Origin of the sequence: Enterobacter sp. BIDMC 27 (genome assembly GCF_000534415.1) — a bacterium.
In the GTDB taxonomy this organism is placed as follows: Bacteria; Pseudomonadota; Gammaproteobacteria; order Enterobacterales; family Enterobacteriaceae; genus Enterobacter; species Enterobacter hormaechei_C.
Genome location: NZ_KI973178.1, coordinates 2,843,329 through 2,859,506, shown reverse-complemented (window position 1 = coordinate 2,859,506; position 16,178 = coordinate 2,843,329). Strand labels below are relative to the sequence as shown.

The 16,178-nt window shown below is 53.6% G+C and carries 11 protein-coding genes and 1 pseudogene; all 12 read right to left on the bottom strand.

Translation table 11 applies throughout. The features are described from left to right. Positions 1-28 precede the first annotated feature (28 nt). Positions 29-1,606, bottom strand: coding sequence for a type VI secretion system protein TssA (gene tssA, locus L463_RS09195; RefSeq protein ID WP_032103539.1), 1,578 nt, complete (start codon positions 1,604-1,606; stop codon positions 29-31). Next, complete coding sequence (locus L463_RS09200; RefSeq protein ID WP_032103541.1) at positions 1,606-5,016, bottom strand: ImcF-related family protein; 3,411 nt, start codon at positions 5,014-5,016, stop codon at positions 1,606-1,608. The genes tssA and L463_RS09200 overlap by 1 nt, the downstream gene beginning before the upstream one ends. Then, complete coding sequence (locus tag L463_RS09205) at positions 5,000-6,157, bottom strand: hypothetical protein (RefSeq protein WP_032103543.1); 1,158 nt, start codon at positions 6,155-6,157, stop codon at positions 5,000-5,002. Before L463_RS09205 ends, L463_RS09200 begins: the two co-directional genes overlap by 17 nt. Positions 6,158-6,160: 3 nt before the next feature. Further along, a complete protein-coding gene (locus L463_RS23620) occupies positions 6,161-6,427 on the bottom strand; it encodes a PAAR domain-containing protein (protein ID WP_071993137.1) in 267 nt (88 codons plus the stop codon). Between the two features lie 112 nt (positions 6,428-6,539). Beyond that, the gene (locus tag L463_RS09210; RefSeq protein WP_032103544.1) at positions 6,540-7,235 is read right to left on the bottom strand and encodes a DUF2931 family protein; all 696 of its coding nucleotides are present in this window, start codon (positions 7,233-7,235) and stop codon (positions 6,540-6,542) included. 33 nt (positions 7,236-7,268) lie between these two features. Then, the gene (locus L463_RS09215; protein ID WP_032103546.1) at positions 7,269-7,964 is read right to left on the bottom strand and encodes a DUF2931 family protein; all 696 of its coding nucleotides are present in this window, start codon (positions 7,962-7,964) and stop codon (positions 7,269-7,271) included. After that, a complete protein-coding gene (locus L463_RS09220; protein WP_032103548.1) occupies positions 7,961-9,526 on the bottom strand; it encodes a T6SS phospholipase effector Tle1-like catalytic domain-containing protein in 1,566 nt (521 codons plus the stop codon). Before L463_RS09220 ends, L463_RS09215 begins: the two co-directional genes overlap by 4 nt. A gap of 33 nt (positions 9,527-9,559) precedes the next feature. Then, the gene (locus L463_RS09225; RefSeq protein WP_032103549.1) at positions 9,560-12,079 is read right to left on the bottom strand and encodes a type VI secretion system Vgr family protein; all 2,520 of its coding nucleotides are present in this window, start codon (positions 12,077-12,079) and stop codon (positions 9,560-9,562) included. 76 nt (positions 12,080-12,155) lie between these two features. Next, a complete protein-coding gene (locus L463_RS09230; protein WP_032103550.1) occupies positions 12,156-12,365 on the bottom strand; it encodes a hypothetical protein in 210 nt (69 codons plus the stop codon). Between the two features lie 17 nt (positions 12,366-12,382). Then, positions 12,383-12,847 carry a putative T6SS immunity periplasmic lipoprotein gene (locus tag L463_RS23615; RefSeq protein WP_223826504.1) on the bottom strand — a complete coding sequence of 155 codons (465 nt, stop codon included), beginning with the start codon at positions 12,845-12,847 and terminating at the stop codon, positions 12,383-12,385. Then, a pseudogene (locus L463_RS0122760) lies at positions 12,841-13,394 on the bottom strand (type IV secretion protein Rhs). Before L463_RS0122760 ends, L463_RS23615 begins: the two are co-directional and overlap by 7 nt. Next, positions 13,387-16,017, bottom strand: a complete 2,631-nt coding sequence (tssH, locus tag L463_RS09235) for a type VI secretion system ATPase TssH (protein WP_032673194.1) — start codon at positions 16,015-16,017, stop codon at positions 13,387-13,389. Before tssH ends, L463_RS0122760 begins: the two are co-directional and overlap by 8 nt. Between the last annotated feature and the right edge of the window lie 161 nt (positions 16,018-16,178).

Genomic DNA, 16,178 nt, shown 5'->3' with positions numbered 1-16,178 from the left:
ATTTCTCAGCGTTCAGGGAGCAAAAAAGTCAGGCGCACAGTACGGCGGCTCTTGCCGGGTCGATGGCAATCAGCCCCGCCAGCAGATGCTCCATCTCCGGATTCAGGCGTGTTTTATCCGTATCATTACGTCCGGCCTTCATCCGCAGCAGCTTCAGGCGCCGGGCTTTTATCTCGAACAGCAGGTCCGGCTCCCACTGCGTGAGCGTGATGGCAGCAGCACAACCATCCAGCTCGCCCAGCAGGTGCAGCGCCAGCTCGTTTTTACCGGTCTGTTCGGCCACTCTCGCCATTAACAGGCGCAGCAGCCAGCAGCTGCGTACCGTGATGATACCAGGACGATTTTGCAGCCAGGACAGCGCCACATCGGGGCCGTCGCTGTCGGCAAGTGTGAGCGCTTCGCTCTCCAGTTGCAGGATATCGTTATCGCCGGAAGCGGTCGCCGCTGTCACGGCTGAGTCCTCCTGCCAGCCCCCGCCGCTGTCCATCACCTGCTGCTGGATCCAGTTCAGGGTCACTTCATCGGCGAAAGGCGTACCGTCGTTAAAGGCCAGCGTCTCCAGCCCGGTCAGGCGCGAGAGCAGGCCTTTCAGGTCGGCCTGGATAATCGCCGCTTCGTGCTCCCGCCCGGATTTCAGCAGCGCCTGGTGCAGATACCACTGCACATCCAGCCACAGGTGGTTTGCGCCGCGCGACAGCAGGCTGTCCGCCTCTTCCATCAGCTCACGCCAGCTCTGTTGCAGGTAGAGCCGTTTCAGCAGTGCGCGCTGATCCGGTTTTGGCGGCTCGATGCGGGTTTTGCCGTCGGCCAGAAGCGGCGGTAGCTGACGCAGGGTGTCGTGACGCAGGTTCTTTATCAGCCGGTGGGCGGATAACCAGCCGTCCGGCTGATTTCTCAGGTAGTCCGCCAGGATCCGCGCCTGTGAGAGTAACTCCTGGCCTGAGGCGATGCCTGTCAGCGACGGTACGCTGACGTGTGATGTGGCTGCGTGACCCGTGTCGCTGACATTCTGCGGCACCACCGCATCCGGGCCACCGGATTTCTGTAACCGGGTTTCCAGCGCCTGATACAGCGCGCCGGGGATGGCGCCTTCCGCCACCTGCTCCGTAAGCCACAGGGCACCGGCAATGCGCAGGGTGTCAGTATTATTGGCCTCCGGGTACAGAGACAGGCTGTCGAGCATTCTGGTGCTGGCGAGCCACTCCAGCGCCCCCTGTCGGCTGCGTTCGCGTTGTGGGTGCAACTGTATGTTAAAGCGCTGCATTAAACCCGCCAGCAGATCCAGTCCGTCTGCCAGTCCCGCTTCACCCTCCCGGTGCAGTCGCGCCCAGGCGTAATACGTGGCGACACGAATATCTTTTGTGGTGGTGGTCAGCAGTTTTTCCGCAAGGGTACAAATCAGGTCGGCATCTGCCCCGGAAAGTTTATTGACCTCCTCGCGCATCAGCTGAAAATCATCGTCGTAGCCGGGGTCAGCGCCGGTGGGGTTGTCCGCCTGTACTGGCCGCAGCCAGTAGTCCCACAGGGAAAGGCGCTGCTGCGCCTGTTCCGCCAGCGCTTCCGGCGCGGCCTGGCAGGCTGTAATCAGTGTGTGAACGGATGCCATCAGTACGTTTCCTCTGTGGGGTCGGTGTCATCAGCCAGGGGGTCAGCGGCAGGCTCGCTGACGGTGAATATCTGCAACGGCAGGCTGAAGTTTCGCAGCTTCAGCAGGGCCAGCGGGCCCTCTCCCGCCTCGGTACGCAGGGTGTAGTTTAGCGGTCTGCCATCCTGCGCCTGCCACGTGAGACTGTAACTGCTGCCCGTGCCGGGATACGCGCTGACTGACGCCTTGTCCAGCAGCCGGATCCAGCCCCACGCCCCGGACATATCCGCATACTGCCGGGTGCCGGCCTGGGTGCTTATCCAGCTTAATGCCGCACCAGGCGCTTCGGTGTCCGCAGGCCAGGTAAAACGCTTCCAGGCGGGCATCTGGTTCATATAAGTCAGCTTCTGGCTGTCGATAACCAACCGCGTCTCCATGATGCCATCCGCCGTTCCCGGGCGCAGTTCAAAGGACAACCCCGCCTCCCCGCGGGTGAACACCACATCGGAAATATGGCTCAGGGTATCAACCGCCCTGAGGAAGGCCGGATTGAAGGTCAGCCCCTGGGCGTTGATGCTGTCCGGCACCCAGTGACTCCCCTCCCTGTGCAGCACGCCGTTAAGACGGGTCTGGAGAAAACGGGTGATACGTCCGGAATCAGCGTTGAGGTATCTGGCCAGCAACGGCAGTGAGACCTCGCTGCTGACATCTTTAAACGGATACCGCCCGCCAAAGGCGCTGTTCCAGTCATCCACCACAGCGGTCTGCCACTGTGCATTCAGACTTTCAGCCGCCGGAGTCAGTACCTGTTGCCAGGCCTGCTCCATGGGCCGCACAAACATCGTCTGCCCGAAACCACTCCATTCCTGCCCGAGCCCCGCTGCCACCAGACTGCCGTAATCGCGGGTCTCGGTTAAATCCACCGCCTTGCCCTGAAACACCGTCTGTGCCAGTGCCTGGGTCATCGCCTGTGGATCAGCGGCGTTGGTCACCTGCTGTAGCCGCAGGCGCACCTGGGTGACGCGGGTCAGAAACGTCTGCAGGCTCAGGTCAGTATTGCCACCGCCTTTCTGCTGGCTGTTAATCAACGCCAGTACCGGGCCGAAGGTCGCCTCCAGGGGGCCGCGCGAGCCGCCGCTCTGGTCAATGGCCGGCTGTTTATCGCCACCGAGCAGATTCTTCGCAGATTTCACCAGCGAATCCGAAATGGCTTCGCCTGTCTGCCCGGTGCGGCCCTGAACATTCAGGGTGTTCATCAGCGCCACCAAAGGCGACTGACGCACATCCGCCATCAGGGTGAGCTGGTCAATGGCGTCGGACAGGGTCACTGCCCGTTGCCAGCGCAGACTGTTGAGAAAATCGAGCCAGGCGGTACTGAAGTCGGCAAAATAACGTGCGGTGAGCCGCTGCTTCAGGGCTTCCGGCGAGGTCTGCTGCGTGGCGGGCTGTCTGCTGTCGCTCAGCACCCAGTCCATCTCCTCGCGACGTTCATTCACCACCTTGTCAATGGCAGGCTGTACCGCCTCCTCCCACGCCTGACGGGTGAACATCCCCGGCACCACCTCATCGGTGCGGAACAGGCTTGCGGCGTCGGTGTCGCCGGTCATGTCCGTCAGGCGCATATCGGCATACTGGTTCGCCACCTGCGCGAGCATTTTCTGATAGAGGGTGGATTCACTGTTTCGCACCCCCATCTGGCGAACCAGCAGCGTACGCGTCTGGCTGACCAGCATATCGTCAGCATGTAAGCGCCACTGCGGGTGTGACGCCAGGCTCGTGGCATAAAAAGCGTACAGTGCCGGGCCGCTGCCCTGCCAGAGGCCGTTTGCCACACCCGCACGCTGCGACCAGTAACGCATCAGCGTGGCGGAAAACCAGGCCGCATCCATTTTCTCCGGCCGCGAGAGCATCAGGTACAACCTGAGCCGGTCGTAAACCGGTTTTGCCATGCGCTCACGTAACGGGCTGTCCGGCGGCAGCTGTACAAAGGCGTGTAGCTGTTGCGTAAGATGTTCCGCCGCCGCATCGCGCAGCAGGGGCAAGGCGCTTTCGCCATAACGCGGAAACAGCGCCGCCAGCAGGGCATCGTTCTGGCTTAAGCCGCCGCGTGCATACCAGGGCACGCCGTGTTGTCCACGGTACTGTAAACGGACAAGGGTTTTCTGGAGTTCAGACAGGGCGTGCAGACGCGTGCTCAGCGGCTGTTTCTCTGCCACAGACTGCTGAACCTGCTCCTGCGCCGTCGCCACCAGGTGACGGTTGGCGACAAAGGAGACAGCCATGGATACACCCCAGAGCACCATCAGCGCCGCCACGCTCACGCCCGCCATCTGCGTCCAGCTGATTCCGGGTTTACGCGGGCGCAGACCTGCCGGTAAGGCCTGTGCCGAGGCCGGGATGGCATCCCAGCGGTTGTCTTTGCCCCAGTGATGAGCAACGCTGCGCACGCCGCCGAACGTGGACGGACTGAACACCACACCGGCCAGCGGCAGCGGGCGGTACGGTTTGAGCAATACCGATAAGGGGCCGGTCAGCGTTTCCGGCTCGCGCGTCAGCTGGTCGGCCAGGGCGAGCAAAAAACTCTGCTGTGGTTTGTCGCAAATCTGCTGAACGCCCTGCGCGGTGAGGGCCGGTATCAGGTCGCTTAGCTGGCGGGCCAGTGCTTCAGGTTTAGAGGCCGCTGACAGCTGGTACCCCACCGGCTGGGTAATCCGCCCCAGTTGCTCTCCAGCTCGCGGATGCAGCGACCAGACGTAAAGCGGCAGTTTCCAGCCCAGCGCGTCATAGCGCCCCTTCAGGGCGTGAGCCAGGGCGTCCATGGATTCAGGAGTCAGCGGCGCTGCCAGTTCAGTATCTGAGCCTGCGAGGCGATCAAACGCAGAGGTCACCCACACCACGCCATCCACTGGGCGGCGGCGCAGTTTACGCAGCGCGGTAAGCCAGGCAGTGTCCGCCGGTGCTGCCGGGTCACCGCCCCACAGCAGCAGCGTCCCCTGGTCTTCCTGCCAGAATTCCTGGGTGAGTTTTGGGATGAGTTGTTCGACATCTGAAGCGCTGCCGGTTATCAGCAGGATTCGGAGTTTGCGGGGCCAGCAACGACCGTACAGATGGCACAACTCCTGGCGAATTTCCTCTACCGTGATATGACGTGGCGGCGTCAGTGTAATGCGACCTTCTTCGTCAGGTAAGGCATTAATCTTCTGAGCCTGGCGACGATAATAAACTTCCTTAACATAACGGGAAAGTGCTGGCGCATAACGAATAAGCACCAGCACCAGGCACACCAGGACAAACGCCAGAACCTGTTCACCCCGCGTATCAATATCCAGCGCTTTGGCGTAGTGGGTTATCATCCACCACAGCGCCACCACGCCTGCAAATACGATCCCGACTCGGCCGAGGCGGCCAAACATACTACCCGATGTGTTCATCTTCACTTCCTGCTGTGACGGTACTGATAAAACGTTCCTCGCCAGAGGAGAACAACGTAAGAAGAGAGGCGTTATCCAGACAGACCAGATCTGCCGCAAAGGCAGTCAACAACCACGGTGCCGCAGGCCCCGGAATGCCGCACCATTTTTCAAGCAGCAGTCGATCAGCGGGATCCCAGGTGGCACCCTGTTCGTTCCCAACGATCATTAGTGGTGCGGCGACATTTTCCCAACTGCAACTGTCGCCCAGAATGCGATCGGTACGGCAGGCAGCCGTCTGGGTCCCGAGAAACAGCCTGAGTTCATCCTCAAACCCGTCCAGTTGCAGCGGCATCGGCCGCAACAGACGGGCCGGATGTGGCAGGCGGTATTTTTGCGCCACATCGTCACTCGTCATCAGCAACGCGGCCAGACCGTCTGAATACGCGTCACGACCACACAGTTGTATCACCAGAATAAGGTCAACCGTCAGAAAGGGCTGTTTCAAACGCTCTTCGACCCATCCCATCGTGAAGGCAGGCATTATCGTGATGCTGTCAGGCGCAGCGCGCTGAGGAAATAGGGAGGTCCAGACTGTGGCAAAGGACTTCTGTAATCCAGAACAGGGCAGATCGGTTACCAGAGTCACGTTAACCTGAAGGTCAGAAGGCAACAGGCAAAGCGCATCCATTGTACCTTTAAGTAGTACGAGGAAGGACTCATCGACCAGATGATTACTGTCAGGCAGATAATTTATTTTTCTGACAAGACCGTACTGCTGCGGTAATTCGCTTCGAAGGCATCCCACAGTGATTTTGTCGGGTAAAAAAATACAGTTGCCCACAATCGCAAGATACCGTTCAGCCCAGGCTTCCCACAGTTTCTGGGCATGTTCAGCCTCATTTTTCAAAAAGTTATGTTCATCAACTTTTTTACCCCACAGCCAGCCTCTCAAACAGAGAAGAAACAGCCAGCTACCTGACGGTGCGAGGGAAACCAGCCAGATATTGATCCCTGAAATCGCATTCATCATACCGGAGGCGTGGATCATGAATAATACAATCCCGGTGATTAGTGTCAGGACGCCAGCCAGAAACCACCACATAAAGGATGGTTTTGGGGGTAACTCTGTTGTCAATGATTTCGCTCTGTTCCAGCCCATGGATTATCCTATTGCGCAATCCGGTGCGCTTGGGATAACCTGACACCCGCACTGGCATTTGCATCCGTCAACCACAATAGCCTTGCCGTCAGAGGACCATTCCAGAGAGCCTTCCACTATAGGATTGGGACCATGGAATGGTATTGGACAACTAATCATGTCGCCAATCAGAGCAACTTTTTTGCCGTTAACAATCATGGTTGATGATGCTGAAATAACTTTTCCGCCATGTGTAGTTTTATCACCGAGCAAAACAAAACCTTTAGACATACAAAATACCTTTGTATTTAAGTAAGTATTTATGAAATAAAATTTATTTTTCGAAATCTCAGTCTCACATTATAAGACCAATGAATAATGAGATGATAAAGTGAATAAAAACTCACCATTTCCCGTAAGGATATTTTTTTCCTTTAATGAATTCCGGTATTTCTCCATAGTAAATGTAACCATCGGGATGTCTTGTTATATTCTTGCACATTTCTAATTTATTACCGGAAACGGTCTCAACCAGTATATCAGTGAGCTCTATATTCGGCTTGCGACTGTTCTGTAACCATACCCTGACCTTTCCTTCCGGTGCCAGTCCGATAACCATAAATTGATGGTATCGTTGCTCTCCTTTAGCACCATTATGATAAGCTGACTCTGCTTCATCATAAGGAGCAAAATAAGGCGTCAGCATCAGTTTCCAGACGTCACTGCTGAAGGTTATTCTGGTTTCGTAAACTTTTTTATCGATAACTGAATCCCAGCAAAAGTGAATAAATTGTGGAGGATTTTTAGCTTTGTTAAATGCTGTAAGCCCAAAGCCAAGTTTATCTCCCCACTTACCTATACTACTTTTACTGGGTTTAGTTCCATCCAGCGTTCTGAAGCGATAAAAAACGCCATCTGTATCCAGCAACTCTGCATAAGTTACAACGGCTGGTAACGCTTTAGGGTAAACAAAATCAAAATACCACTCATCATAAGGTGCCAGCAGACTCGAGAGCTCGGTTGATTTTTCAGTGTTATTAGCAGCCAGAGTAAAGCCTGATATAAATAACGCAACAACACTTAACAGGCATTTCTTCAAAACCTTCTCCTTAAATTTTCTCAATAAAACAAATCACCACTCTCCATACGGATATTTTTTACCTTTAATAAAATCTTCTGTCCCTTTCGAGTATTTGTACCCGCGACTAAAATCAGTGATGTTTTTACACATATCTAACTTATCACCGGAAACGGTCTCAACCAGTATATCAGTGAGTTCTATATTCGGCTTGCGACTGTTCTGTAACCATACCCTGACCTTTCCTTCCGGTGCCAGTCCGATAACCATAAATCGATGGTATCGTTGCTCTCCTTTAGCACCATTATGATAAGCGGTCTGTATTTCATCATATGGAGCAAAATAAGGTATTAACATCATCTCCCAAACTTTACTGCCGAAGGTTATAGTGGTTTCATAAACTCTTTTGTCAATAACGGAGTCCCAGCAAAAATGGATAAATCGCGGAGGGTTTTTAGCTTTATTAAATGAAGGTATTCCATAACCAATACTGTCTCCCCACGAACCTACACTGCTGTCACTGGAGTTAGTACCATCCAGCGTTCTGTAGCGATATAAAATTGAGTCTGTATCCAATAACTCCGCATAAGTTACAACGGCAGGTAGTGCTTTCGGGTATGCAAAATCAAAATACCACTCATCATAAGGTGCCAGCAGACTCGAGAGTTCGGTTGATTTATCAGCCTTATCAGTTGCAAAAGCACATCCGGATACAAGCAAGGCTGCCAATAAAACAGACTTTTTATTCATACTATGACCTCTCCCTTCATATTATAAACTGTACGACGCCAGTTCGTGTCGGGCCGGTTGACAAAACTTAATACCGCAGATGCACGCGCACCACTGGTAACTTTTCTAGCTGAATCGTAATCTACAGCATTCCAGTTAGCTGAGCAGTGGATATATTTCCCAATGATATTAATTTCTTCAGATGTAAATGGAATAAACTGTGAGCCTGTAAAGATCGCTTTTCCCTGAGATATGGCCTTTTCGCAAAAAGGACGTAGTTCATCGCATATTGAAAACTTGTCGCTCTCTTGTATTTCTTCAAATAGCACACCCACATCTTTGGAAATCTCATACATAACTCTCAGAACAACTTTCGACCAGTCATTTGATACTGTTCGTTCAAACGTGACAGCAGCGCCGACTTTTTTGTTGAAATTGTTATAGCGATCCGGAGACATTCTGTCATCGGAATTACACTCTACTTTTATCACCCCTGATGGTAGCAGAGGGGCAAGTGATGGAAAGCCAAAAAGTGATTCACTCTGCACGGAAGCATTACGGTAGACCTGGGTTGCCTGTTCAGGCGTATTTTCCGGTACTGTTTCAATTTCCGGACGCGTCAGAAAGTAATATTCAGGCTCTTCAGGATTGTATCCACCCCCAATATCAGAATGCACACCAGGCAGGCTCAGTTCAGGCCATACTTCTTTAATACTGTTAAGGCAAAAATTGTACCGGCATTCATGCATTGCTATTATATGGAAAACGTGTTTTGCAATACCCGGAGGCAACTCCAGTTTGACATCATGGTTGTTACTGTCATGGGGATCAAGCCCATCTGAAAGCGCGGCGACAGCTGCAACGGTATCGAAAGGACCAATAAATCGAATTTCTCCAGCTGGTTTTCCGTGCTGTGTATAGCCACTGAGACCCGCTTTAATCGCTTCGACTAATGCAGGGTCTTCATCATTGACTCGATTTGCAAAATGCCTTGCCGCTGCCGCTCCCCGACTAAACCCAAATACATCAAACTGGATTTTTGCAATGGCGATAGTGTTCATATCATTCTTATTGATAAATAATGAAATTTGTTCTTTTATCAGTTCTATCGCCCGGTCAGTTTTGGCTACAACACCTGTCTCATTATTACCGAAACCAAGGCCATACTTTGAGTCTTTTTCTTTGTTTTTAGTCCCTATACCTTCAATATAGACCTTTCTCTGAGCCTCCATGGCATTATCTGGTATTTTTTCATCTTGTTTATATAAGCTATTCAGCCAGTGAATGTTGGTGAAATACCCTAGATAACTAGTTGCAGCGGAATCCCTATAACCTTTTTCAGCCATGCATTTTTCATTGAATTTAGCTAATTCACTGGCATCAAGCCCATATAACTTAGAGTCACATTGCTCAATGCGACTGTTTATGTTTTCAACATTATTCCCCGTCCCATCAAAAAACACGCCAATGGTTAACGTCACCCCTCGGGCAGGTATCCGCTGAAGTACAATTTTTTTTGCAGTATTACGAATGCTGGTTTTATGATGTCCGTCAGGGGCATCGTAACAGTAATATTCTGTCATATCATGGTCCTTATAGAGTATGATTTTCCGGGATTATTTGCTGCCACTGCGCAAAATTTCGATTTTCATGTCAGAAGGGAATGCGGTAAACACTGGTAGCGTATTCCCCTGTTCGTCAGTTTCGCCGCTGAATACTGCACCTTCGGATGTGGTAATACGGTACATCGTTTTGCTGAACGGAATATCCTTATCATCAGTCAGAACATAACTTCCTCCGAATCCCATGGGAAGTTCTTTGGCAGGAACATTAATATTGGCAGCGCCCATTTTCTGCACGTTCGCGGCTTTCAGTAAGATGTTACCGGGACAACCACATTCTATATCCCCTCCACTCATCCGGATATAGGCCCCACCGCAGGTCATCAGTAATTCCTGGCTGGCATTGATAGTAATTTTTCCGGTATTACTCACAACAGAAACGTCTTTAAGAGCCTGGATATTCATGGCATCACCCTGTGCCTGAATGTCCACTACCCCATTTCCAGAGAACAGCTGCATTCCTTCACCTTGTGCAAACAGGCTGACGGTTTCTTTTGCAGCAACAGTGAATGATTTTGCCGCACTAATATCCGTGTTTTTACCTGACACAATACCCACGCTCTGCTCACCTGAAGCAACACGAATAGCTTCCGGGCTGACGATGCCAACACCATGAGGCGCATAAGCCAGTATCCCCGCTTCCTGAAGCTCATTCAGTGCGGTATTTAGCTGTGACTGACTGTCTTTTTCAGACGGTGTTGCTTTAGCACTACCCGCCGCTGCACTCAGGCTTTCAGCCAGTGACAATGCCTGTTTCAGTTGCAGGATAGCTGCTTCCATGTCAAGCATTTCGCCCTGCGCACCAGGCTGTCTATCTGCGCTCAGTAATATCCCTTTGCCACCCCGGATACTCACCCAGTCATCTGTTCTGAGTTCGGCACCTTCACCCCGTAAGGTCCGTTCGGCATCGACGTTATGACCAAGGTTAAGTTGAGTCTTACCGCCATACTCGGTGCTGATCTTGATATGCTGCTCACCCCGTTTATCTTCCATTCGCAGCTTGTTGTTCGTCGGCGTGCGGATTACGTTGCGTGTACTGTTCTTCTCCGTTACATGGTCGACATGCCGCGAGTCGTGCAGCGCATGGGCGATATACGGGCGGTCAGGATCGCCTTCGTGGAATGCTATCGCCACCTCCGTGCCCTGGATCAGCGGGAAGTGAAAGCCGTATACGTCGCCACCATAAGGTTTGGCGAGGCGTACCGGCATGCTCTCTTGACCCGGTGACTTGCCGTCCCGGTCAGCGTCGAATTTCACCCGGTACAGACCGGACGCATCCTGCCAGGCGTAGATATCATTAGCCTTCGCGCTGGTGATACGGGCAGTCATGGTGCCGGTCACTTTTGGACGTGGCAGCAGCGGCGGACGCCAGCACACCGTTTCGCTGTATGGCACCGCCAGTAAGGTTACCCGCAGGGCGCTTTTGCGGCTGGCGATAAGACCTGTTCCGGTAATTAATATCGGTTCCTGTAATGGTGTCGGCAAGGAGGATGGTAGGCTATCGGTGACAGTCAGCACCTGTGCTGGAGCTAGTGTCGCATCTGTACTGACGCCGGTTATCTGTATCTTGTTTGCCAGAAAACGTTCATGGTCAAGGCGGGCGTAAAAGTTAGCCGTTTCTGCCGCGGGATCTATTTTGTCGCCCCGCTCCAGATGGCGTAGTCGGTAGTGGTACACCTCACCATAAGTGTTCCCCTCACCATCGCCCCGTGTCATATCTGCCGGCGCGGACTGAAGGATGCTCTGCGCGTCACGGTGGTTGTAATCCTTTGTGGTGACGCTCGCTTCCACCACGCTGTGCGTGACGTTCAGCCCCCATATCGATTCCGCCCCGCTGTCGCTCATCCCGGACGGACTGTTCACCGGCAGCGTTTTGCCAAACATCAGCGCCCGTTGCGCATCCGCAAAATGTACCACTTCGCTCTGTGCATCTTCCTGGAGGGTAAACCAGTAAAATATCCCCACCTCCGCCAACAGACGCTGGATAAACGCCAGGTCACTTTCCTGGTACTGATTTATCTGCTCACGCTTCGGATAGTCTGCTTTGAGGGTAAACTCATACTCCCAGCCTTTCAGGCCATGCTCCTGCAATACTTCGGTGACAACTTCCGGGACCGACTTATTGACGAAAAAGCGGTGGGTACGGAATTGTTTGCGCAACAGGGACAGGAATGGCTCAATAATAATCTGGTATGTCGCCTGGTCGCGTGAACCACTGATACGCTTAAAATGCGTCACCACACCATGTACCACTTTCTGCCCGGTCAGCCCCATCAGCGGCCCTGTCCCCATGGTCAGCGTGGCAGGCTTAGTCAGTAATTGCGCTGAACTGATATTTTGATCGCTGCTGGTAAAGATAACCTGGTAGTAATAAAGCTCACTCATAAACTCCTTACCGCTGAAAGTTTCCACATCCAGTAAGGCTGTGCAGGACGGAATATCCAGACGATAGCGGTTCAGCCCGCCTTCAGTTAGCGCAGACAGGGTGTTCTTAAGCGTATCTGTCAGACTCATGATATTGACTCCATGGGATAACCTGCAGTCCATGACTTTATTGCCAACGGGTAAGTAACAGGTTCAATCAGGGTACTCAGCGAGTACGAAAAAGGGTGATTACGGTTCCAGCCCCGAGGGCGCAGGCGAGGATTTTCATCAGCAAAACGGTCATTTCAAAATTGTTCATGCCGTATTCGCCGTCACCAGTGATGGGGATAAAGCGCTTAACGATTGTGTAAAAATACGTATCCGGATGAAACAGTACTCCCGCCACCACTAAAGCTAAAAAGATAAAAAGCTTCATGACGTTAAACCGGAGCACTATTCAGAAACTTTAATTGAACCATACGGCCTTGCAATTTCACGATCGGTCAACGGAAAATTGTAAACCACCCCATGATTTATCCCCACGCCGACAACAAATTTTCGTGGCTCATCATGTTTCTTTGAAATTAATATATATTCAACAATAAACTTCCCATTATCAGGGAAGTGATAAAAAGAAGGAGGAATACATAATTTTCCATCAACGATCGTAAGTTCAGGGGAAAAATTAAAGTCCTTTTCCTTCAAGGGAGTTCCGCGCGGATTTATTCCTATGTCAGCAGGTTGATAATCCTGAGCATCTGTAATGTTAAAACATACGTTTTTTCCCTGTTTACTAACAGAAGTGGTTTCATGGGGGATAAACCTATCTCCCGGGCCCGGGCATCCGGTTAAAATCACCAGACACAAACCAGAAAAAACAACAGGCCAACACTTACCAAAACCAAACACTTTTACCATGGGAACCCTCGTAACGCAATTTTGTATTGTTCACGTATTACTGATTCAGTAGTATCACCATCCAGAGTAATAGTTGGATATTTACTGCCCCATAATCGATGCCATATCTTATATCCCTGCGTTTGCAACGTAAAATTATCTGCAATAATCTGCGCCTGTTGCTCCATCGAATATTCACTTAAGAGACGACCATCAAGTATATAGTGATAGCTCACCATCCAGCTAACCAATCCTCTGAAGCTTACATTCATCCCTTTTTCACGTTGCCAAACATGCCCCATTTCATGGATGAACATATGTTGAAGATCGTCTGTCGTCTGGGAAAAATCATCGCAGTATTGATCGCGAAAATAGATCTCCCCGTCCGGTGTCATCGCCGTATTCTTATCCTGTAAATTGAAAGGGAGGTAACTTTCCCTGTGGATCCATACTTTCGAATAATCAATAGTGGATAAAAAACTGAGTGTGCCAGCTGTATCTCACCCGTCGTAAGTAGCCTGAGACCACCTTCTTTAATTCTTGACGGATCCTGAGTTTCTTCAGTCATGTTTACACTCCAGCCCAATCCCCTCTTCATCACTCCAGCCGAGCGTCAGGGTATGTGGTTTCTGTTTCGCTGCCATGTGGGTCAGCAACTGCTGGCTCAGCACCGGCAGAATCTGCTGGTTCAGCAGGCTGTCGATATTGCGCGCCCCGGTGTCCGGCAGCAGGCAGGCATCGGTCAGTGCGTCGTACAGACTTTCGTGGATATCGGTCTTCATACCGTAGTGACGGTTGAGGCGTTTACTGACCTGCGCCAGCTTCATTTCCACGATGGTGCGCATCGCTGCCTGCGCCAGCGGACGGTAAATCACCGTCTGGAAGCGCGCCAGCAGCGCGGGCTGGAAGTGGTCCCGCAGGACAGGACGCAGCAGTTCATGCAGATCCGGCTCTGTCGCCTCCGGCTGTTCCTCCAGCATCTGCATGATGAGGTCGCTGCCGAGATTAGAGGTCATCAGAATCACCGTGTTGCGGAAGTCAATTTCCCGCCCCTCGCCGTCGCGCATGACGCCCCGGTCAAACACCTGGTAGAACAGGTTCATCACGTCCCGGTGCGCCTTTTCCACTTCATCCAGCAGCACCACGCTGTACGGGCGCTTACGGACGGCTTCGGTCAGAATGCCGCCCTGACCGTAACCCACGTAGCCCGGAGGTGAGCCCTTGAGCTGCGAGACGGTGTGTGGCTCCTGGTATTCCGAAAGGTTGATGGTGATAAGGGACTTCTCGCCGCCGAACAGTTCATCGGCCAGCGCCAGGGCGGTTTCGGTCTTGCCGGTGCCGCTCGGCCCCACAAGCAGGAACACGCCCTGCGGGCCGTTCTCCGGCGCCAGACCGGTTTTGCTGGCGCGCAGGCGCTGCGCAATGGCATTGAGAGCACTGTCCTGACCGACAACGCGTTTCGCCAGACTGTGCTCAAGGCTCAGCAGTTCCGTCTGCTCGTCCTTCATCAGGGAAGAGAGCGGTACGCCCGTCCAGTCGGCGATAACGGTGGCGACGGTACGCGCGTCCACATCCAGCCCCAGCAGCGGGGTATTCTGCTGCACGGCAGTAAGCTGCATCTGAAGGTCCGCAATCTCCCCCTGACGGGAGATATCCGTGCGGCAGGCAAGCAGTTCTTCCGTCAGTTTCAGCTCCTGGCCGTACTGGGCTTCCCGTTCGTCGAGCTGCAAAATGATGGCGACCTCTTCCTCTCCGATGGCGGCCAGACGTTCGCCGTGAGCGGTGTTGCTCACCGCGATATCCTCCAGCAACGCCTGCTTCTCCATAGTCAGTGCCGTGAGCTGCGCCTTCATGCGGGTCAGCGGCTCCGGCACCGTATCCAGGCTCATACGGACACGGGCAGAGGCAGTATCCAGCAAATCCACCGCCTTGTCAGGAAGCTGGCGTCCGGTCAGATAGCGTCTGGACAACGTGACGGCAGCTTTAACCGCCTCATCCGTAATGTGTACGCCATGGTGCTCCGCGTAGCGTGACTTGAGTCCGCGCAGCATCAGGCAGGCGGTGTCGTCGTCCGGCTCATCAACTTTAACCATCTGGAAACGACGCTCCAGCGCGGCGTCGCGCTCAAAGTACTGTTTGTACTCACTCCAGGTGGTGGCGGCGATGGTTCTGAGCTCACCGCGGGCGAGCGCCGGTTTCAGCAGGTTGGCCGCATCGGCGCCGCCCGCCTGGTTGCCCGCGCCGATAATGGTGTGCGCCTCGTCAATGAAGAGCAGAACCGGCTGGGGTGACTGCTGCACCGCGTCGATGATGTTTTTCAGGCGCTGCTCGAATTCCCCCTTCACACCCGCCCCGGCCTGTAACAGGCCGAGGTCAAGGGTGCGTACCGAGACCGGCTTCAGCGCGTCCGGCACATTGCCCTTATGAATGCGCAGCGCCAGTCCTTCCACGAGCGCGGTCTTACCCACCCCCGGTTCGCCGACCAGAATCGGGTTGTTCTTGCGGCGCCGGGAAAGAATGTCCACCATCTGGCGGATTTCATTGTCGCGGCCATAGACCGGGTCGATTCTGCCCTCACGGGCGCGGGCGGTGACGTCGAGGGTGAACCTGTCCAGCGCATTCTGCAACGCCGGGTTCAGCTCTCCTTTTATATCCGCATTCACCGGACGACCGACAAACTCCACCTCATCACCCTGCGTAAGCTCCGCTTCCTGCTGCACCTCCGGGCGTTCATCCGACTGCGCATCCAGAAGTCCACGCAGGCGCTCAAGCTGGCTCTGCGCCAGCGTCAGCAGCGGCCACAGGCCGTCGCAGCGCAGCAGTTTCGGTTTTTCCACCAGAGCCATCAGGAGGTGAATGCTGCGGATATGCTCTTCCTCCGCCAGCGAGGCGTGCAGCCAGGCATCCTGCATCAGTGACTGCACGCCCTCCGAAAGCTGCGGACGGCTGCGCACTGACCGTGGCAGGCTGTCCAGAAAACCCAGCATATCCTGCCATATCGTATCCATATCCCATTCGTAGCGCCGCGCCAGCACCGTCAGGTCGCCCTCACCCTGTTCCAGCAGTTTCAGCAGCCAGTGCTCAGGCAGGATTTCCGCATGGGCGCGGGTCTGGCACAGGGAAGCGGCCCCTTCCATCGCGCGGGCACAGTAAGGGTTAAGACGGCGTAACAGGATGGCTGGATTTTCCATGAGACTCTCTCTTTATCAGTTCCGGACACGCTACCGCCCGTCGCTGTTCCCTGTTATTCAGGAACCCAAAGCGCATCAGGTCGGGCAGGCAGATTGTGTTTTTCTTTGCTGACCACCCGTCAGTGCAGGCGCTCAGCAAAAAAAGCAGACGGCTGACCGTC